Genomic DNA, 19,594 nt, shown 5'->3' with positions numbered 1-19,594 from the left:
GCGTCGTCGTCGGCGGGCGGCGAATACGGTGCCGCGTGGAACCTGTGAACAAGGTATGGATAAGGTAAAGCTTACCTAAGCGTCAAGAGGGACCGGTATAACGACTCGGCCATACCCGCCAGTTGCCCCATTAACGGCGGAAGGTCGGGATTTCCGAACCCAAACCGTGACTTTCCAATGAGGTGAGGCTTACCTACGATGCCGAGGTGATTTGCGTCCCCGACCCGCACCCGGGCATCAGTACCGTCGCGTTCGCCGCCGACCTGGCTGCCTTCGGCGACCGCACAGCCGTCATCACCGCCGACGCACGCCTCACGTACTCCGAACTCGCCAAGCGGGTCGAGGCCACCGCCAGGGCCCTCGGTTCGGAGCGGCGTCTGGTCCTGCTGGTCGGCGGCAACGACATCGGCGCGCTGGTCGTGTACCTCGCCGCGCTGGCCGCCGGCCACCCCGTGCTGCTCGTCCCGGGCGGCAACCCCGCTGCCCTGCGCTCGCTCATCGACGCCTACGACCCCGATGTCGTGGCCTCCCCGACCGGGGACGGGGAATGGGGCCTCGACGAGCGGCGCGCGGTCTCCACGCACTCACTCCACCCCGATCTGGCCCTGCTGCTCAGCACCTCGGGGTCCACCGGCTCACCCAAACTCGTCCGGCTCTCCCACGACAACCTCCAGTCCAACGCGGAGTCCATCGCCCGCTATCTGGCCATCCGGGAAGACGACCGCGCCGCGACCACCCTGCCGCTGCACTACTGCTACGGGCTGTCCGTCGTGAACAGTCATCTGCTGCGCGGCGCGGGGCTCATCCTCACCGGACTCTCGGTCGCCGACACATGCTTCTGGGACCTCTTCCGGGACAACCGGGGTACGACGTTCGCCGGTGTCCCGTACACGTTCGACCTGCTCGACCGGGTCGGATTCGCTTCCATGGAGCTGCCGGCTCTGCGGTACGTCACCCAGGCAGGCGGCCGGCTCTCCCCCGACCGGGTCGCCCGGTTCGCCGCACTCGGCCGCCGCGACGGCTGGGACCTGTACGTGATGTACGGCCAGACCGAGGCGACCGCCCGCATGGCGTATCTGCCTCCCGGCCTGGCCGAGTCCCGCCCGCAGGCGATCGGCGTCCCCGTCCCGGGCGGCTCCTTCCGGCTGCGGCCGCACCCGGACTGGCCCGAGCCGGCCACCGGCGAACTCGTCTACTCCGGACCGAATGTGATGCTCGGATACGCAAAGGCTCCGCAGGACCTCGCCCTGGGCCGGACGATCGACGAGCTGCGCACCGGAGACATCGCCCGGCTGGGTGACGACGGTCTGTACGAAGTCATTGGCCGGCACAGCCGGTTCGCGAAGATCCTCGGCCTGCGCATAGACCCGCAGCAGGTGGAGCTGACGCTCGAGCAGCACGGTGTCACGGCATGCTGTCTGGGCCATGACGACGAGCTGGTGGTCGCCGTCATGGGCGAGACCGACGCCCAGCGCATCCGGCGGCTGGTCGCGCAGACGTGTGCTCTGCCGCCCCGCGCGGTCCGGGTGTGCGAACTGGCCGAACTGCCCCGGCTCGCCAGCGGCAAGCCCGACCACCGGGCCGTACGGGAACTCACCCGCGCCGCCGGGGACGGCGACGCCCCCTCGGCCGCCGTGCGGGAGACATCTGCGGCGAGTCGACCGGGCGGCGGCACCGCCGAACTGTGCGCGCTCTACGCGGAGATCCTCGACCGCACCGACGTCACCGAGGACGCCACCTTCGTCGGCCTCGGCGGAGACTCACTCAGCTACGTCGAGATGTCCATACGCCTCGAACAGGCCCTCGGCCATCTGCCCGCCGACTGGCACATCCGCCCCATCCGCAGCCTGGAGCCGGCCGAGCGTCCCGCGCGTTCGCGGCGGCGGCGCACAGTGGAGACCGGAGTCGCCCTTCGTGCCATGGCGATCGTGCTGATCGTCGGGTCGCACATCCACCTCTTCTCCGTGAAGGGCGGCGCCCATCTGCTGCTGGCGGTGGCCGGCTTCAACTTCGCCCGCTTCCACCTCACGGCGGCGCCCGTCCGGGAGCGGGCACGCAACCTTGGGCGCAGTATCGGCAACGTGGCCCTGCCCAGCATGATCTGGATCGCCCTGATCATGCTGCTCACCGGTGCCTACAGCGTGCCCGAGCTGTTGCTGCTGGAGAGCTTCCTCGGGGCCGACGGCGGTGAGACCCCCCACTTCTGGTTCGTGGAGGCGCTGGTCCACATCCTGGTGGTGGTGACCGTGGTGCTGTCCGTGCCTGCCGTCGACCGCCTTCAGCGCCGCTTCCCGTTCGCTCTCCCCCTGGCCCTGGTCGCGCTCGCCCTCCTCATCCGTTACGACCTGCTCGGCATCGACGCGCGCGACCGGCTGCCGTCCGCGGCGGTCGTCTTCTGGCTGTTCGCCCTGGGGTGGGCCGCGGCGAAGGCGGCCACGGTGCCCCGGCGCGCCCTGGTGACCGTGGCCGCCGTCGCCACCGTGCCGGGCTTCTTCCCCGGCGAGCCGTGGCGCGAGGCCCTGATCACGGCCGGGTTCGCGCTCCTCGTCTGGATCCCGGGACTACCGAGTACCGCCGCGTTCAACAAGCTCGCGGGAGTGCTCGCGGGCAGCTCGCTCTACATCTATCTGACCCACTGGCAGCTGATCCGGCTGCTGGAGGACCAGTTCGCGGTGATGGCCCTCCTCGGAGCACTCGCTTTCGGCGTGGCGTACGCGACCCTGGCGACGCGCCTCGCGCGCGCACTGCGGACCTGTGGCGGGCGGGGGGGACGAAAGGACGCGCAGCGGGTCGCCGGGCGGACCATCGCTCCGGCTCGCCCCGCGGGCTGATCCCCGCCGGTGGGGACCCGCCCGCGGGCCCGCGAGGCGCCCTGCGCGCCGTGAGCAGGACGTCGCCGGTCAGCTGAGCGGCTTGTCCAGTACGGCCTTGCGGTGGCTGAAGGTCTCGAGGGAGTAGCGGCCGTGGTAGTTGCCCATACCGCTCTCGCCTACGCCGCCGAACGGCAGGTCCGAGACGGTGACGTGGACGACCGGCAGACCGAAGCCGAGGCCTCCGGATGACGTCTCCGCCGCCAGGCGCCTGCGTGTGGCGGCGGACTCGGTGAAGGCGTACAGGGCCAGGGGCTTGTCACGGTCGTTGATGAAGTTGATGGCCTCGTCCAGGTCCGCCACCGTGACGATGGGAAGGACGGGGCCGAAGATCTCCTCCTGCATGACCGGGGCCTGGGGGTCGACGTCCGCGAGGACTGTCGGGGCGATGTACTTCGCCGAACGGTCGCGGTCGCCGCCGGTGACGATGCGGCCGGAGTCGACAAGGGCGCTGAGCCGGTCGAAGTGCCGTTCGTTGACGATCCGTCCGTACTCGGGGGAGGTCGCGGGCTCGGATCCGTACAGCTTCTCGATCGCCTGGGCGAGGGCGGGTTCCAGGGCGCGGGCGGTCTCCGCGTCGGTGAGGACGTAGTCGGGCGCGACACAGGTCTGCCCGGCGTTGAGGAACTTGCCGCGTGCCAGCCGCGCGGCGACGTCGGCCGGATCGGTGTCGCGGTCCACGAACGCCGGGGACTTGCCGCCCAGTTCGAGGGTGACGGGGGTGAGGTGCCGCGCTGCGGCTGTCATGACGATACGGCCCACGGCGGCGTTGCCGGTGCAGAGGATGTGGTCGAACCGCTCGGCCAGCAGGGCCGTGGTCTCGGGGATCCCTCCTTCGACGACGGCCACGGCGTCGGTGTCGACGTACTTGGGCAGCAGGTGGGCGAGGACGGCGGAGGTGGCCGGAGCCAGCTCGCTGGGCTTGGCGACCACCGCGTTGCCGGCGGCCAGCGCACCGACGACGGGCGTGAGCAGGAGCTGCGCCGGGAAGTTCCAGGGCGCGATGACGAGGACGACGCCGAGGGGGTCGTACTGCGTCCAGGCCGTCGCGTCGCCGAGGTACTCGGGCACGGGGACAGGTGCGGGGCGCAGCCACTCGTCGAGGTGGTCGAGCATGTGATCGATCTCGCCGATGGTGGCGTCGATCTCGGTACGGAACGCCTCGGTGGAGCTCTTGCTCAGATCCTTGTGGAGGGCCTCGGCAAGGGCCGTGCCGTTGTCGGTGAGCATCTCGCGCAGTCGGCGCAACTGCGTCGTACGCCAGTCGACGGACTTCGTGCGGCCGGAACGGAAGGTGGCGCGCAGCCGGGCCACGGTGTCGGCGGGCTGCTCGAGGTTGGGGTTGTTCACGGTGCCTCGATGGTGCGGGCGCGTGCCTTGCGGCCGCGCGTGGTGGCCTCGAGCGAAACCGGCTCGATGTATCGGCCAACATTTCATCCCGGAAGTACAGATTCCCGTCGGCTCGCCGTGTCCGTCTGCCGTCGAGCGACGCGGTCCACCCGCTGCCGTAGCCGCCCGCCGGCCCCGGGAACGCCGGCCGTCCCTCTCACCTCGGAAGCCGTGCAGCCGGTCGGGCCCGGGGGACGCGTACCCGTACACAGAGCGCAACCGCTGAGCCCCATGAGGCCGGGCCCCATCATCCCGAGCGGAGGATGGGGCCCGCGCGACGACATCGACCACGTGGCCGACCTGATCGTCACCACTGCTGGGACACCCTCATGACCGCGCCTCCGGCGTCACCTGATCGGCCGCGCACCTAGGACGGCCCGGTCCGCGCAGTCGGCCCAGGCACGATTACCCTTTTGCCGTAGTCGGCGGCACGAAGCCCACCCACCCGACGTCGCCTTGGCGGCTGTACAGCACAGCGAGGGCGGCACCCCGCCCGAGTGCGGTGTTCCCGTAGGCGATGAACGCCTGGGGCGGGTAGTGGTACCGGAGTGGACAGATTCGCAGTCCCCGCGACCCGCCCCTCATCGGCCGCCGCTCACATCCTCGGCGCCGCCGGACGGCCTTACCCAGGAGATGTCAGATGAGCGCCCCCGACCAAGCGCAGGAGCCGGCCGACCTCACCGCGGCCCACGCCTCCGCCACCCTGCTGGAACGCCTCGCCGACAAGCTCGGCGGCCGGGCCTCGGTAACCGCTGTGTACGGCGAACCGGTCACCCGCGACGGCATCACCGTCATTCCCGTCGCCCGGGTCGGCTTCGCCTTCGGCGGCGGCGCAGGGCAGGAGATCAGCACCGCCAGGACCGGCGAGGGCGGAGGAGGCGGCGGAGGTGTGGAAGCCCGGCCCCTCGGTTTCATCGAGATACGGGAGGGGACCGCCACGTACAAGCCGATCCGCGCCCCTTGGACGAACGTCGTCGTCCCGCTGGCGGCGCTTCTGGCAGGGGCCACCGTCCCAAGGATTCTGCGAAGCCTCGCCAGGCGCCACCGGTACTGAATCCGCGCTCCCGGCAGGGCACCTCCAGGTAGCGCCAGCACATCAAGCCCCTGCGGGAGGGCCTGGGCAACACCCCAGGTCAGTGCACGAGATAGAGGGTGAGGGCTCCGCCTGACTCGGAGATGCTGGCGACGTGGGCATGACCACGGGCAGTGGCGTATGCGCCGGTGCCGCCGTTGATGGCGAGATCGAAGTCGCTGGGAGGGGCGCCGACAGGGGTGGTCTGCAGGTGCTGCCACGTCACCTGCCCCCGGGGAAGGCTGAAAGTGCCTGTGCAGTGCGTGGTTTGCGCTGCCACTCGGGTGCACACTGCTCCCTCGGTGCCATAGCTGACACCTCCGCGAAAGAGGTTCGCGGTGATGATGATCTGATCACCGACACCGCGTCCAGGTGTCCCGTTGTCGACCACCGTGGTTCCTGTGCCCGTCGACGTGAGACTGATGACTTCCTTGCGCTTGACGTCCATGCCCCAGTCCAGGGGGTACGGCTCGTGGGACGCGGAGGCGGAACCGGCGAGAGTCGCGAGCGACAACGCCGTTGCTGCCACCACGCTCCACTTCGAAATGGATTGCATTCTTCCTCGCCTGATGAACGCGGATTCTTTGGGTGCGCCCAAGAATTCTCATTGTGCGATGGAGCGTCAATTCTCAAACTCATCAAAAGTGCCTGGTTCATCCGTCCGGCGGCATCCCCCAACACACCCAGGCCGACCGCGTCTCAGCCCCTCCGAACAGCAGGCGTCGGAACGTGCCGGTGGTGGCGTGACAGCAGGCCGCGTCGCGATATTCCGGGCCGGTGTGGTCGGCGGGCCGAGGGGCCATCGGAAAGGCACCGGAAGGGGCGGACTTTCGCCGGGCGCAGGGCCGCTCTCAGCAAGGTCCGGCGCGTGCACGGCTGCGTCAGGGGTACCGGGGAAGCATGCAGGCACTGTCACAGGATGTGATCGCGTTGGTGAGTGAGGACGTTGACCAGGTCAAGGCGGAGTTGGTGGCTGCCGTGACCGAGGGCCGACGGGGGTCGGCAGCGTTGGGCGCGAGCGGAGTTCTGGGGTTGCTGGCGCTGCTGGCGGCACAGGAGTCGGCGGTACGCGCGCTGGAGCGTGTGTGGCCGGCGCAGCGCGTGGTGGGGGCATTGGCGGCTGCGTACGGTGCCGGTGCGGTGGCGTTCGCAGGGTATGGGCGGGCGAGACTGCGGCAGGCCCGGGCCGCGTCGCGGGAGGCACTGACGTGTTCGCTGGACGCGGTGGAGCAGGTGGCGGACGAACTGAGCGGTGGCTGACGGAGGTTGCCGCTGGGGTAAGGAGAGCAGCCGCGAGTTCAGCGGATGCGCGTCCCGCACAGCTGCGCGGTGATCCGACCACGACCCGCCGTTCCACTTCCTGGCGGCACCTTCCGGCGTGTCCTCGTCGACGTCGGCGGGCACCTCCGGGGCGACCTGTAGAAGGAGGCCACGGGCGCGTTCGTGCTGGTCCAGTGGGCTTCCCCAGGGCCGCAGGAGCCGGCAATCGGCCGGGAGCGTCGGCGGGTGGATCCGGAGGTCCGGAACATGAGCAGTGGTGCCTGGACCGGTGTGGCGGTGGCGGGTGTCACCGCCGCGTACGCACTGTGCTCGCGTCGGCTGTCCTCGACGCCCCTGTCGTCGGCGATCGTGTTCGTCGGCACCGGGGTCCTCATCGGGCCGGCCGTGCTCGACCTCGTCGACCTGGAGCACGACGCCGCACCGATCATCGCGCTTCTCGAAGTCACGCTGACACTCGTCCTGTTCACCGATGCCATGACGGTCCGCAGGCGGGACCTGCAGACCGGCGGCTTTCTGCCTGTACGCCTGCTGGGCATCGGTCTGCCACTGAGCATCGGGGCGGGCTGGCTGCTTGCCTGGCCGTTGCTGCCAGGGCTGACGGTGTGGGAGCTCGCACTCGTCGGCGCCGTCCTCGCCCCCACCGACGCCGCCCTGGGAAAGACCGCCGTCTCCCATCCCCGGGTTCCGGCACTCGTACGTCACGGACTCAACGTCGAAAGCGGCCTGAACGACGGCATGGTGCTGCCGTTCTTCGTCCTGTTCCTGGCAGCCATCCCGGGCACGCACTATGCGGAGGAAGGTGTGGCGGGTGTCCTCTGGCGCGCGCTCGTGCTGAGCACCGCGCTGGGTCTGCTGGCCGGTGGCCTCGGCGGTCGGCTGCTGCAGTGGTCCCGGGCCAGGGGATGGGTCACACGGGAGTGGGGGCAGGTCTACCTGCTGGCCGTCGCGGCAGGGGCGTACGAACTCGCTGTCGTGACGGACGGCAGCGGTTTCATCGCCGCCTGGGTCGCCGGATTCGCGTTCGGGTTCGCCTTGCGTCGTTACCGGATCGGTGGTGAGAAGGAACGCCCGGACCGCACGGCCGACTTCGCCGAGAACCTCGGAGGACTCCTGGCGTCGATCAGCCTTCTGGTCTTCGGGGCAGTACTGCTCGGCCCTGCGCTGGAGTACCTGAGCTGGCGGATCATCCTGTACGCGGTGCTCAGCCTCACCGTCGTCCGGATGGTGCCGGTGATTGTCTCGCTCGCCGGGAGCGGACTGCGGCCCCCCACGGTGGCGTACATCGGATGGTTCGGACCACGCGGTCTCGCGTCCGTCGTGCTGGGTCTGCTCGCGGTGGAGGAACACGTCCCGGGGGTGGAACTGGTGGGCAGGGTGGTCGCGATCACCGTCGGCCTCAGCGTCCTCCTGCACGGCGTCTCGGCCGTAGCCCTCGCCGAGCGGTACGGCCGCTGGCACGAGAAAGCCGCCGCCACCGCCCGTGGCCTGCGCGAGGGCACACCCGTACCCGAGACCCCCGCGCGCCGCAGGCTCGGCCCCCTGGACCAGCCCGAGACGTGATGCCGCCCCCGGTCGACCGCAGTACCGGGTCACGTCCCCGGAACAGCCGGGAGCGCCTGGCGATGCCGCCCCGGCCGGAGAAGGCGGCGCGCACCTGGCGAAGGCGTCGAAAGTCCTGGTGGAGGAGGTGGACCGGTCGCCGAGACTGATGCGGGCACCCGCGGGAGGGCCCGCATACGGGGGCTTCGCCGAGGACCGACGCGGGACGCTGGCGCGTTCGGCGCGCGAGGTGGCGACCGACTGGCTAGCGTGACGAATCGAACCATTCGGATGAATCGTCAAGCAGGAGAGGGTCGCAGTCATGGCCGTGGAACCTGAGGGCACACCGTGCTGGGCCGACGCGATGTTCAGCGACGTCGAGGGGGCGAAGAACTTCTACGGCGACGTGCTGGGCTGGACGTTCGGTGAGGCGTCGTCGGAGTTCGGCAACTACACGCAGGCGTACTCCGAAGGCAAGGCGGTGGCCGCCGTCGTGCCGCCGATGCCGGGCCAGGAAGGCCAGTCGGCCTGGTGTCTGTATCTCGCGTCGCCGGACGCCGCCGCCACGGCCCGGAAGATCCGGGACAACGGGGGCGAGGTGCTCATGGAGCCGATACAGGTCGGCGACTTCGGCTCGATGACCCTCGGCCGCGACCCGAGCGGGGTCGTCTTCGGCGTGTGGCAGGCAGGCACCCACGAAGGCTTCGAGAAGAAGGCCGAGCCCGGCGCGTACTGCTGGGCCGAGGTCTTCACCCGGGAACCGGAGAAGTCGGACGCGTTCTTCCCGGCGGTCTTCCCGTACACCGTACAGAAACTGGAGGACGACTCGGTCGACTTCAAGCTGTTCAACATCGGCGGTGAGCCGGTGCTGGGCCGCATGCGGATGACGGAGGAGTTCCCGCCCGAGGTGCCGCCGTACATGAACGTGTACTTCACGGTCGAGGACTGCGACGCGGCCGTGGCGAAGGCGACCGAACGCGGCGGGGTGCTGCGGTTCGGCCCCATGGACACCCCGTTCGGACGCTTCGCGGCGCTCAGCGACCCGCAGGGCGCGTCCTTCTCGGTGATCGACATCACGAAGACCGAGGGCGCCATGCCGAAGACGTCCGACGTGGCCTGACCGGGGCCGAGGGAAGTCCACATTGACATGCAGCTGGTTGGCTGCCTAAGTTTTAATGCAACCAAATGGCTGCATGTCATGGGCGGGAACGATGGACGAGGTGTTCAAGGCGCTGGCCGACGCCAGTCGCCGCCGATTGCTCGACAACCTCAATGCGCGGGGCGGGCAGACGCTGCGCGAGCTGTGTGCCGGGCTGGACATGACCCGCCAGTCGGTCAGCAAGCATCTGATCCTGCTGGAGGCGGCCGACCTGGTGACCACCGCCCGACGCGGCAGGGAGAAGCTCCACTACCTCAACGCAGCACCGATCAACGCCATCGCGGACCGATGGATCAGCCAGTACGACCGCGAGCGCGTACGCGCGCTGGCGGACCTGAAGTCAGCATTGGAGCATTCCCCCATGGACAGCAACGCCTTCGTCTACACGACCTACATCCGCACCACACCGGAACGGCTCTGGCAGGCGTTGACCGACCCCGCGTTCACCACCCGCTACTGGGGGGTGGCCTTCGAGTCGGACTGGAAGCCGGGCTCGGCCATGATCTGGGAGGAGGGCGGCAACAAGACCGCCGACCCCGATCAGGTCGTCCTGGAGTCCGAGCCCGGCCGTCGGCTCTCCTACACCTGGCACACCTTCACCTCGGCATGGGCCACGGCTGCCGGGGTGAGCAGCGAGGCGTTCGCCAAGGTGGCCGTGGAGCGCCGCTCCAAGGTGACCTTCGAGCTCGAACAGGTCGGCGAGATGGTCAAGTTGACCGTCGTGCACGACGACCTCGAACCCGGGAGCACCGTGCGCGAGATGATCGGTGAAGGCTGGCCCGCACTGCTGTCCAGCCTCAAGACGCTGCTCGAGACCGGCGAACCGCTGCCCGAGCCGGCTCACTGATCCTCATCGGGCGGCGGCGGGCTCCCCTTCGGGCAGCGCTCTCAACCGTTCACCCGGGCGATGAGCAGCGCGACGTCGTCGGGTGTGTCCGGCTGGCGCAGGGCCTGCAGAAGCCGGTCGCAGGTGTCCTCCAGCGTCGGATCGGAGTCCTGCAGCAGGCCGACCAGGGTTTCAAGGCGTACGTCGATGTCCTGGTCACGGGTTTCCACCAGGCCGTCGGTGTAGAGAACGAGCAGGTCACCGGGGTCGAGTCCGATGGTGATGCTGCGCAGGGCGACCCCTCCGACGCCCAGCGGCGTACCGGTGGGCAGATCGAGCAGGCGCGGTGCGCAGCCTTCGCGGACGAGCACCGGAGGCAGATGGCCGGCGTTGGCGATGCAGCACTGGGCGCGGTGGGGGTCGTACACGGCGAAGAGGCAGGTGGCGAAGTACGGGTCGAGACCTGCGGTGATCTCGTCGAGGTGCCGCAGCACCACCGCGGGGTCCAGACCGAGCTTGGCCAGGGTCTGGGTCGCGGTGCTCAGCCGGCCCATGGCGGTGGCGGCATTGATTCCGCTGCCCATCACATCGCCCACCACCAGGGCTGTGCGCTCCCTGTTCATGGGGATGATGTCGAACCAGTCGCCGCCGATCTCGCTGCCCGCTCTGGCCGGCTGGTAGCGGGAGGCGACCTCGAGGCCGACCAGATTCTTCGGCGTTTCGGGCAGCATGCTGCGCTGGAGCGTGAGCGCCGTTTCCCGCTGCTGCCGGTACCACCGGGCGTTGTCGATGCACACGGCGGCGCGGGCGGCGAGTTCGGAGGCCAGCAGCACGTCGTCCTCGGTGAAGGGAACGGGGTTGCGGGCGCGTTTGAGGTCGAGGGCTCCGAGCACTTCGCCGCGCGCGATCAGCGGCACGGCCAGGTAGGAGTGCACCCCGGCCTCCGCCAGCAGCTCGGCGGAGGCGCTGTCGCGGGCGATGTCCGTCAGACCCTGCTCGTCGAGCACCGGCACCATGATCGGCCGGCCCGTGTTGACGCACTGTGTGACGAGCCGGTCGGCGTCGTACCGGGCCAGCTCGCTGGGCCGGTCGGCCGCGTCGATGGCGACGGTGGGGTAGGCGGCGGCAACGGCGAGGGCGCGGATCAGCACGGGGCCGCCTTCGGCGGAGGTCCTGTTCGGACGGCCGTCCAGCACGCTTTCGAGCACATCGACGGCGGCGATGTCGGCGAGCTCGGGCACGGCGACGTCGGCCAGTTCCCGTGCCGTCTGTTCCAGATCGAGGGTCGTGCCGATGCGTGCGGAGGCGTCCGCCACCAAGGCGAGGCGGCGCCTGGCCCGCTCCGCCTCGGTGGCGGCCCGGTGCCGGTCGGTGACATCCACGACCGAGACCGCCAGGCCCAGCACACGCCCTCCGGCGTCCTCCAGCCGGTACAGCGAGACCGACCAGGCCTGCTCGACGTCGGGGTCCGCGGCGCTACGGCCCAGCGCATAGCGGTCCAGCAGCGGTTCGCCGGTCCTCAGTACCTCGCGCATCGCGGCCTCAAGGGCGTCGGTGTCCCCGAAAGGCAGCGTCTCGCGCATGCTGCGGCCCAGGTGCTGTTCGGCGGACAGCCCGCCGAACCGTTCGAGGGCCGGGTTGACCGACACGTACCGCAGGTCGGTGTCCAGCACCGCCAGACCGATCGGGGACTGGTCCACCAGGCGCAGCGACAGCGCGAGATCCTGCTCCACCTGGCGCAGCGTGGCCTGGTCGGTGGCAAGGCCCAGGGCGTAGAAGGCGCCGAGGTCGTCCTGCAACCGCATGTTCCGCCATTCGAGCAGCCGAAGGGTGCCGTCCCGGTGCCGTACGCGAAAGACGCCTTCCCAGCTCTCGCCGCTCTCCATCACCTGCGCGAACAGCCGCAGCACGAGATCGAGGTGCTCCTCGGCCACCAGTAGCTGCGCGGCGTACTGCCCGAGCGCCTCCTGCGCGCTGTAGCCGAGAAGCTGCTCGGCCTGCGGGCTCCACAGCACGATCCGCCCCTGGGCATCGAGCACCACGGCCGCGACGCCGAGCACGTCCATCAGACCGCCCGGCGGTGAGAGCGCGACGTCGGCACGGCCGTTGGCGCTGAGCCGGGCGCGGAACACGTCAGCGCTGCCCACGGTCGCTCCTTCCGCTGTCACGATGCACCGGCACGCTGTCTTGTTCACGTCCTCACATCGGGATGACGGGGTGACTCCATACTCTCTCGGCCGCCACGGGCACCGCAGCTCAACGGTCCGATTGAGGTGCACGCCAGTGCGGCCCCGTCACTTCGAGTGGTTGGCCGGTCCTGCACCGGTCCCCCCGGGCCCCCGGGGGTCGACATGCTCGCCGGGGGTCGCGAGCTCCTCGACGGCGTCGACGCCCACCACCGCGCCGGTGGACTTCTTGCCGCGGCGCAGTCGGCGCTCCAGCCGGCCGGCGAAGGTGGTGAGGGCGAAGTTCAGCACCACGAAGATCACGGCGACGACGGTGAAGCTGGCGATCGTGTTGGCGCCGTAGTTCGCACTCATCGGGCGGACCGATGCGAGCAGCTCGGAGAAGCCGAGCAGCGCGCCGCCGAGCGCGGTGTCCTTCACGATGACGACCAGCTGACTGACGATGGCGGGCAGCATCGCGGTGACCGACTGCGGGAGCAGTACGTACCGCATGCTCTGGCCCTTGCGCATACCGATCGCCTTGGCGGCATCCGTCTGGCCGCGGGGCAGGGACAGGATGCCGGCCCGGACGATCTCCGCGAGAACCGAGGCGTTGTAGAGGACGAGCCCGGTGACCACGGCGTACAGCGGCCGTGTCTCGGGGCTCACGTCGGTGAACTCGGAGTAGGCGGCGTTGGCGAACAGCATCAGGATCAGCACCGGGATCGCGCGGAAGAACTCCACGACCGTGCCGGCGATGCCCCGCACCCACCCGTGGTCGGAGAGCCGGGCGATACCGAACACCGCGCCGAGGGGCAGCGCGATGATCATGGCGAGGAAGGCGGCGACGAGCGTGTTCTTCAAACCCGGCCACAGATAGGTCGACCATGCGCGGGAGTCGGTGAAGAACGGCTCCCACTTCACCCACTCCAACTGGTTCTTGGCAGCGAGGCTCTCGATCACCCACCAGATCAGCGCGGCGAGTGCGATCAGGAAGACCACGGTGAGGAGCACATTGCGCCGCTTGGCGCGCGGGCCCGGGGTGTCGTACAGAACAGTGCTCATCGCTTCACCGCCACCTTCTTGGCCACCCAGCCGAGGAACAGTCCGGTCGGGAGGGTGAGACAGATGAACCCGAACGCGAAGATGGCGGAGATCAGGATGAGCTGGGCCTCGTTCTCGATCATTTCCCGCATCAGCGTCGCGGCCTCGGCGACACCGATCGCTGCGGCCACCGTGGTGTTCTTGATGAGCGCGATCAGCACGTTCGCCAGCGGACCCACCACCGAGCGGAATGCCTGCGGCAGGACGATGAGGCTGAGCACCTGGGTGAAGTTCAGTCCGATGGCGCGCCCCGCCTCCGTCTGCCCGAGGGGCACTGTGTTGATGCCGGAGCGGAGCGCCTCGCACACGAAGGCGGCGGTGTAGGCGGTCAGACCGAGTACCGCGAGACGGAAGTTGATGGTCTCGAAGTCGTCCGCGCCGAGGCTGACACCAAGCGTCTGGAACAGACCCAGCGAGGTGAACACAATGATCACCGTCAGGGGGATGTTCCGGACGACGTTGACGTAGCCGCTGCCGAAGGCACGCATCAGGGGGACGGGGCTGACGCGCATGGCGGCGAGCAGCGTTCCCCAGATCAGGGAGCCTACGGCGGAGTAGAAGGCGAGCTGCACCGTCACCCAGAAGGCGCCCAGCAGGTCGTAACCCTCAAGAAAATCGAACACGATCTCCCGCACTTTCGCGTGTAGGGAAAGCGAGGCGCGCCGCGCTGGTGGGCGGCGCGCCGGTCTGTGTCCTTGGCTCAGCTGACGATGACGCCGACCTTCGGGGCGGGCTCGCCCTTGAAGTCGGGGCCGAAGTTCTTCTTGACGGCCGCCTCCCAGGCGCCGTCCGCGACCATCTTCTGGAGCGCTGTGTTGATCTTGGCCTTGAGTTCGCTGCCCTTCTGGACGCCGATGCCGTAGTTCTCGTTGCTGAGCTTGAAGCCGCCCAGCTTGAACTTGCCCTGGTGCTCCGGCTGGGCCGCGTATCCCGCAAGGATCACGTTGTCGGTGGTCAGGGCGTCGATGACCTTGTTCTCCAGGCCGGTCAGGCACTCGGAGTAGCCGCCGTACTCCTGGAGCTGGGCTTTGGGTGCCAGCTTGGTCTTGACGTTCTGAGCGGAGGTCGACCCGGTGACCGAGCAGAGCTTCTTGTTGTTCAGGTCCGCGGGCTTGGTGATGGAGTTGTCGTCCGAACGGACCATGATGTCCTGGTGGGCCAGGAAGTAGGGGCCGGCGAAGTCGACCTTCTTGGCCCGCTCGTCGTTGATCGAGTACGTGGCCGCGATGAAGTCGACATCGCCGCGCTGCAGCAGCGTCTCGCGGTCGGCGCTCTTGGCCTCCTTCCACTCGATGTCGGCGGGCTTGTAACCGAGCTGCTTGGCGACATACGTGGCCACGTCGACGTCGAAGCCGGTGTATTTGCCGTCCGGGGTCTTCAGCCCGAGACCTGGCTGGTCGAACTTGATACCGACGGTGATCTTCTTGTCCCCACCGTCCGATCCGCTGCTGCTCCCGTCGCCGTCGGATCCGCAGGCCGTGGTCAGGGACAGCGCGAGCGCAGCCGCTGCCGCGGCGGTGACCATTCGAAGCTTCATGGTGATCATCCCCAGGGATTGAGACGTTGTACGTGGTCTGCGGAGACCGGACGGGTCCGTCGGGGACCGGCTCAGTGGTGAAGGATCTTCGAGAGGAAGTCCTTGGCCCGTTCGGTGCGCGGGTTGCTGAAGAATTCGTCGGGTGTCGTCTCTTCCACGATCCGGCCGTCCGCCATGAACACCACGCGGTTCGCGGCCGAACGGGCGAATCCCATCTCGTGGGTGACGACGACCATGGTCATTCCGTCCCGGGCGAGCTGCTGCATGACCTCCAGCACCTCGTTGATCATCTCGGGGTCGAGCGCCGAGGTCGGCTCGTCGAAGAGCATGATTTTCGGGTCCATGGCCAGCGCCCTGGCAATCGCCACGCGCTGCTGCTGGCCGCCGGAGAGCTGCGCCGGGTACTTGTCCGCCTGCGAGGCGACTCCCACCCGTTCGAGCAGTGAGCGGGCCCGCTCCTCGGCGGACTTCTTGTCCTTCTTACGGACCTTGACCTGGCCCAGCATCACGTTCTGCAGAACGGTCTTGTGGGCGAACAGGTTGAAGGACTGGAAGACCATGCCGACATCGGCGCGCAGGGCGGCCAGTTCGCGGCCCTCGGCGGGCAGCGGCTTGCCGTCGATGGTGATCTCGCCCGAGTCGATGGTCTCCAGCCGGTTGATCGCGCGGCACAGTGTGGACTTTCCGCCGCCGGAAGGGCCGATGACCACGACGACCTCGCCGCGGTCGATGGTCAGCTCGATGTCCTGCAGCACGTGCAGCGCGCCGAAGTGCTTGTTGACGTTGTTCAGCTCGACCAGGGCCAGGCCCTGGCCGGCATGGTTCTTGGTCACCGGTGCTCCGCTCATCGCGTTCATCGTCCGTCCTCCCCGGGGAGGTCGCACGCCGAGCGCGACGGGCGGAGGACATCAGGACATGCGTGGCCGCGGGCGGAAGGAAGGTTCCGGGGCCTCGAGCCCGCCGGCCAGGTGGGCGTGGACGCCGCGCAGCTCCAGTTGCTCACAGCTGCCGCCGGTGAGGATACGGAAGGCGCCATCGGCCTCGGACGGGTCCATGCCGAAGGGGGTGGGGCGGCCGCCCATGGTCAGCGGGCCGGCCTCCAGCGAGGGGGCGGCCAGGGGCAGATTGAAGCGGAGCAGCACCGCGATGCGGCGGCCGGGTGCGGCGCGGGCGGCGAGGTCCGCGAGCATCCGGAGTTCGTACGCGCTCTCCACATGGAAGCGGGCCACGCCCGCGTCCAGGGCCGCGGTGCCGGGCTGTGGTACCTCGGCCGGATGCTGGGCGAGGAGGAGGAGGTCCGGGAGGCGCCGACCGGCTGCTGCCCGGGCCCGTCGGGCCGACCCCCGGGGGCACCGGCTTCCGTCGGCCGACGGGCCCCGAGGGGCCCCGAGGGGCAGGCGTACCCGACCCGTACCCGCCTCGGGTGCCGTCTGTACTGCACGATCCGCCCGACGGAGGCCTGTGCCACCTGCCCGCGCACCTGCGACACCGAGGGGCTGCACCGGCTCGAAGGGTGACGCGCCGTCCGGAAGCGGCGGCGGTCCGCCGGGCGCCCCTCGAAGGCAACCCGGCGGACCGGAGCGTCAGGAACGGTGCAGCAGCGCCGTCATGGCGTCGGTCAGCGTCGCCTCGGGATCGGGAACCGCCCCGACCGAGCGCCAGGCCACGAACCCGTCCGGGCGTACCAGCACCGCGCCGTCGGGCCGCGTGCCGTGGAGTTCGGCCCAGTCGACGCCTGTCTCGGGGACCAGTTCGACATCCGGCCCGTCGCCGATCCGGTAGGCGTCGAGCGTGAGCGACAGGCGGTCGGCGACACGCGCCGCGGCCGTGTGCCAGGCCGTGCCGCCGGCACCCATGCCGGTCAGCAGCACGAAGGACTTCTCGTAGAGGTCCAGCGTGGACATCTGCCGCACCTCGCCGGGCCCGTGGAGCCACATGTGCGGGGCCCGGGTGCCCGGCTCGCCGGACAGATCCATCCGTTCCGGCATGACGGACATGCCGGGGTCGGCGCCGAGGACTGCGCCGTGCGGGTAGCGGTAGCCCATCGCGACCGTGAGCATCCCGCCCTGCTTCCCGCCTCCGACGCCCGGCGCCGGCACATAGCCCGGGTGGCTGTGCTCCTTCGACCTGGCCGAGGCCCGCGCGCTCGTGGCCCGCGCCACCGGCAGGCGCTCCGCCTCGTACGTCTCCAGCAGTCCGGGGCCGGCCGACCCGTCGAGGACGGCCGCCAGTTTCCAGGCCAGGTTGTGCGCGTCCTGGATGCCGGTGTTGGAGCCGAACGCACCGGTCGGCGACATCTCGTGGGCGGAGTCCCCGGCGAGGAAGACCCGCCCCGCGGCGTACCGCTCCGCCACTCGCTCCGCGGCATGCCACGGGGCCTTTCCGGTGATCTCGACGTCGATGTCCTCGGCCCCGGTCGCCTTGCGGATGTGCGCGATACAGCGCTCGTCGGTGAAGTCCTCGAGCGTTTCGCCGAGGTCGGGCTGCCAGGGAGCATGGAAGACCCAGTTCTCCACGTTGTCCACGGGCAGCAGGGCGCCGTCCGCCTCGGGGTTGGTCAGGTAGCACACGATGAAGCGCCGCTCGCCGACGACATCGGCCAGGCCGCGCGAGCGGAAGGTGATGCTCACGTTGTGGAACAGGTCACCGGGCCCGGTGTGGGAGATGCCGAGCCGCTCACGGATGGGGCTGCGCGGCCCGTCGGCCGCGATCAGATAGTCCGCGCCCACCGTGCTGTGCATTCCGGTCTCACGGTCGCGCACCACCGCGGTGACGGACTGCGCGTCCTGTTTGAACGACAGGAGCTCGGTGGAGAAGCGCACGTCTCCGCCTTCCTTGCGGGCGCACTCCAACAGTACGGGCTCCAGATCGTTCTGGCTGCACACACACCACCCGGCCGGGGTGAACCGGGCCAGGGCAGCCCCCGACTGGACCTTCCTGAGCAGCCACTCCCCCTCGTCGCCGACGAGCGTCGGCGTCTGCAGGATGCCGTGGTTGTCCGCGAGGACGGACGCGGCGTCACGGATGAGTGATTCGGCGCCGGCCCCCCGGAACAGCTCCATCGTTCGCACGTTGTTCCCGCGTCCGCGTGGATGCATCGACGTGCTCACATGCTTCTCCACCACCATGTGAGCGACGCCGAGACGGCCCAGGAACAGCGAAGCGGACAGCCCCACCAGAGAGCCGCCCACGATGAGGACTGGTACGCGTTCGTCGACCATTTCTTCCATCAGATGCTCCAGCTCCAGCCGCCGGTAGGGGGGATGGAGTTTCCATGCCCCTGCGGGAGCGCTTCGATCGCCCCCTTCACCCGGCTGGTTCACACATCTCGCGCCACCCGAGGTACCGGCACAGGATCGAAGCCGGACCGGCGCCTCGTTCAGGCGGTGGCCGGTCGTCCATTTGCGCCGGATCACTCACCCGGGATCCCCCGAAAGGGGACGTCGTGCCACGGGATGTGGCGGCCTCAGCGTCAAGGAGATGCGTGGAACATGACAATTCTCTCCGAACGTGTGTCACAGTCGGCCTTCGATGGCTCCCGGCTGCGGGTCGTGCTGCTGCTGGACCTCCAAGACGGTGCCCAGCAGCGCTTCCTGACGGCGTACGAACACCTGCGCAACCAGGTGGCATCGGTTCCGGGTCACATCAGCGACCAGCTGTGCCAGTCGATCGAGAACCCCTCCCAGTGGCTGATCACCAGTGAGTGGGAGAGCGCTCCACCCTTCCTCGCCTGGGTGAACAGCGAGGAACACGTCGAAACCGTGCGGCCGCTGCACGACTGTGTACGGGACACCAGGTCCCTGCGCTTCAGCGTCCTGCGGGAGACCGGCAACTTCCAGGCCACGGCCGACCAGGCCATGCGCGGCGTCGGGCTGCAGTCCGCGCCACGGGTGGGCGACGGTGTCGTCCGCCATGCCATCACCTTCACCGTCAAGCCGGGCAGCGAGCCGGTCGTGGCGGACATCCTGGCGAGCTACGAGTCGCCCGCGGCACAGGTCGACTCCACGACCCGGCTGCGCCGCACCTCACTGTTCATGCACGGCAACCGTGTCGTGCGGGCCATCGAGGTTGAGGGCGACCTGCTCGCCGCGCTGCGCCATGTGGCCCGGCAGCCCGAGGTCAGGGCGGTCGAGGAGGCCATCAACCCCTACCTGGAACAGGACCGGGACCTCGACGACCCCGACTCCGCCCGGGTGTTCTTCACCCGGGCGGCCCTGCCTGCCGTGCACCATCTGGCGACCGCAGGCGGGGACAGCTCGAAGGTCAAGCGGCACGCGCTGTACTACCCGGCCAAGCCGGGCTGCGGAATGACGCTCGCCCGGCTGCTCGCCCAGCAGGACGAGTCGGCGGCCGACGACCCGTCGGCCCCGATCGACAGCAGCACCATCTTCCAGCGCGACGACGTCGTCGTGCGGCTCATCGACGCAAGCGGCCCCCTGGACGTGGAGCCGTTGCTGGCCATCGGCGCACACGGCCCGCGCAAGGCAGCCGTGCTGGCGCGCCTGATCGACCACGACGCGTTCGGCGCCGACGGCTCACTCGCCGACGAGAAGCAGATGTCGCGCTTCCTCGCGAGCGCCGACATGCGCCTGATCACCGACCGCTGGGCCCCCTGACCCCTGACCCGCCCGATCGGCTCCCGCGGTCACGCA

Annotated in this window: 16 protein-coding genes; 7 read left to right on the top strand and 9 right to left on the bottom strand. The window is 69.5% G+C overall.

Annotated elements, in window-relative coordinates:
* Positions 1-206 precede the first annotated feature (206 nt).
* On the top strand, positions 207-2,831 hold the full coding sequence (locus tag ACFYWI_RS23565; protein WP_389235977.1) for an AMP-binding protein: 2,625 nt from the start codon (positions 207-209) through the stop codon (positions 2,829-2,831).
* Positions 2,832-2,900: 69 nt separating this feature from the next.
* Here the strand turns inward: ACFYWI_RS23565 and ACFYWI_RS23560 are convergent, their stop codons facing one another.
* Complete coding sequence (locus ACFYWI_RS23560) at positions 2,901-4,220, bottom strand: aldehyde dehydrogenase family protein (protein ID WP_389235975.1); 1,320 nt, start codon at positions 4,218-4,220, stop codon at positions 2,901-2,903.
* A 679-nt stretch (positions 4,221-4,899) separates the two neighbouring features.
* Between ACFYWI_RS23560 and ACFYWI_RS23555 the strand changes: the two genes are divergently transcribed.
* Positions 4,900-5,313 carry a spore germination protein GerW family protein gene (locus tag ACFYWI_RS23555; RefSeq protein WP_389235972.1) on the top strand — a complete coding sequence of 138 codons (414 nt, stop codon included), beginning with the start codon at positions 4,900-4,902 and terminating at the stop codon, positions 5,311-5,313.
* A 79-nt stretch (positions 5,314-5,392) separates the two neighbouring features.
* On the opposite strand, the gene ACFYWI_RS23550 is transcribed toward ACFYWI_RS23555, so the two are convergent.
* Positions 5,393-5,779 carry a hypothetical protein gene (locus tag ACFYWI_RS23550; protein WP_389235969.1) on the bottom strand — a complete coding sequence of 129 codons (387 nt, stop codon included), beginning with the start codon at positions 5,777-5,779 and terminating at the stop codon, positions 5,393-5,395.
* Between the two features lie 452 nt (positions 5,780-6,231).
* Between ACFYWI_RS23550 and ACFYWI_RS23545 the strand changes: the two genes are divergently transcribed.
* From ACFYWI_RS23545 to ACFYWI_RS23530, 4 genes are all read left to right on the top strand, one after another.
* Positions 6,232-6,591, top strand: coding sequence for a phage holin family protein (locus ACFYWI_RS23545; protein ID WP_389235966.1), 360 nt, complete (start codon positions 6,232-6,234; stop codon positions 6,589-6,591).
* Positions 6,592-6,858: 267 nt separating this feature from the next.
* On the top strand, positions 6,859-8,172 hold the full coding sequence (locus ACFYWI_RS23540) for a cation:proton antiporter (RefSeq protein ID WP_389235963.1): 1,314 nt from the start codon (positions 6,859-6,861) through the stop codon (positions 8,170-8,172).
* A gap of 301 nt (positions 8,173-8,473) precedes the next feature.
* Complete coding sequence (locus ACFYWI_RS23535; RefSeq protein ID WP_389235960.1) at positions 8,474-9,271, top strand: VOC family protein; 798 nt, start codon at positions 8,474-8,476, stop codon at positions 9,269-9,271.
* Between the two features lie 91 nt (positions 9,272-9,362).
* On the top strand, positions 9,363-10,157 hold the full coding sequence (locus ACFYWI_RS23530) for an ArsR/SmtB family transcription factor (RefSeq protein ID WP_389236044.1): 795 nt from the start codon (positions 9,363-9,365) through the stop codon (positions 10,155-10,157).
* 41 nt (positions 10,158-10,198) lie between these two features.
* Here ACFYWI_RS23530 and ACFYWI_RS23525 read toward each other — a convergent pair whose 3' ends face one another.
* The 7 genes from ACFYWI_RS23525 to ACFYWI_RS23495 all read right to left on the bottom strand — a co-directional run bounded on the left by ACFYWI_RS23525 (position 10,199) and on the right by ACFYWI_RS23495 (position 18,172).
* A complete protein-coding gene (locus ACFYWI_RS23525) occupies positions 10,199-12,202 on the bottom strand; it encodes a SpoIIE family protein phosphatase (RefSeq protein ID WP_389236042.1) in 2,004 nt (667 codons plus the stop codon).
* A gap of 228 nt (positions 12,203-12,430) precedes the next feature.
* A complete protein-coding gene (locus tag ACFYWI_RS23520; protein ID WP_389235957.1) occupies positions 12,431-13,366 on the bottom strand; it encodes an amino acid ABC transporter permease in 936 nt (311 codons plus the stop codon).
* The gene (locus tag ACFYWI_RS23515; RefSeq protein ID WP_389235954.1) at positions 13,363-14,028 is read right to left on the bottom strand and encodes an amino acid ABC transporter permease; all 666 of its coding nucleotides are present in this window, start codon (positions 14,026-14,028) and stop codon (positions 13,363-13,365) included. Before ACFYWI_RS23515 ends, ACFYWI_RS23520 begins: the two co-directional genes overlap by 4 nt.
* A 77-nt stretch (positions 14,029-14,105) precedes the next feature.
* Complete coding sequence (locus ACFYWI_RS23510; RefSeq protein ID WP_389235951.1) at positions 14,106-14,942, bottom strand: glutamate ABC transporter substrate-binding protein; 837 nt, start codon at positions 14,940-14,942, stop codon at positions 14,106-14,108.
* A 71-nt stretch (positions 14,943-15,013) separates the two neighbouring features.
* On the bottom strand, positions 15,014-15,790 hold the full coding sequence (locus ACFYWI_RS23505; RefSeq protein ID WP_389235948.1) for an amino acid ABC transporter ATP-binding protein: 777 nt from the start codon (positions 15,788-15,790) through the stop codon (positions 15,014-15,016).
* A gap of 60 nt (positions 15,791-15,850) precedes the next feature.
* Positions 15,851-16,171, bottom strand: a complete 321-nt coding sequence (locus tag ACFYWI_RS23500) for a hypothetical protein (RefSeq protein WP_389235945.1) — start codon at positions 16,169-16,171, stop codon at positions 15,851-15,853.
* A 354-nt stretch (positions 16,172-16,525) separates the two neighbouring features.
* A complete protein-coding gene (locus ACFYWI_RS23495) occupies positions 16,526-18,172 on the bottom strand; it encodes an FAD-dependent oxidoreductase (RefSeq protein WP_389235942.1) in 1,647 nt (548 codons plus the stop codon).
* A gap of 261 nt (positions 18,173-18,433) precedes the next feature.
* Between ACFYWI_RS23495 and ACFYWI_RS23490 the strand changes: the two genes are divergently transcribed.
* Positions 18,434-19,558 carry a SchA/CurD-like domain-containing protein gene (locus ACFYWI_RS23490; protein ID WP_389235939.1) on the top strand — a complete coding sequence of 375 codons (1,125 nt, stop codon included), beginning with the start codon at positions 18,434-18,436 and terminating at the stop codon, positions 19,556-19,558.
* The last annotated feature ends 36 nt before the right edge of the window (positions 19,559-19,594 follow it).

It is taken from the genome of Streptomyces sp. NPDC002889 (genome assembly GCF_042888425.1).
Taxonomy (GTDB): Bacteria; Actinomycetota; Actinomycetes; order Streptomycetales; family Streptomycetaceae; genus Streptomyces.
Note: the sequence above shows the minus strand (reverse complement) of the source record. Positions and strands in the feature narration are given on the sequence as shown.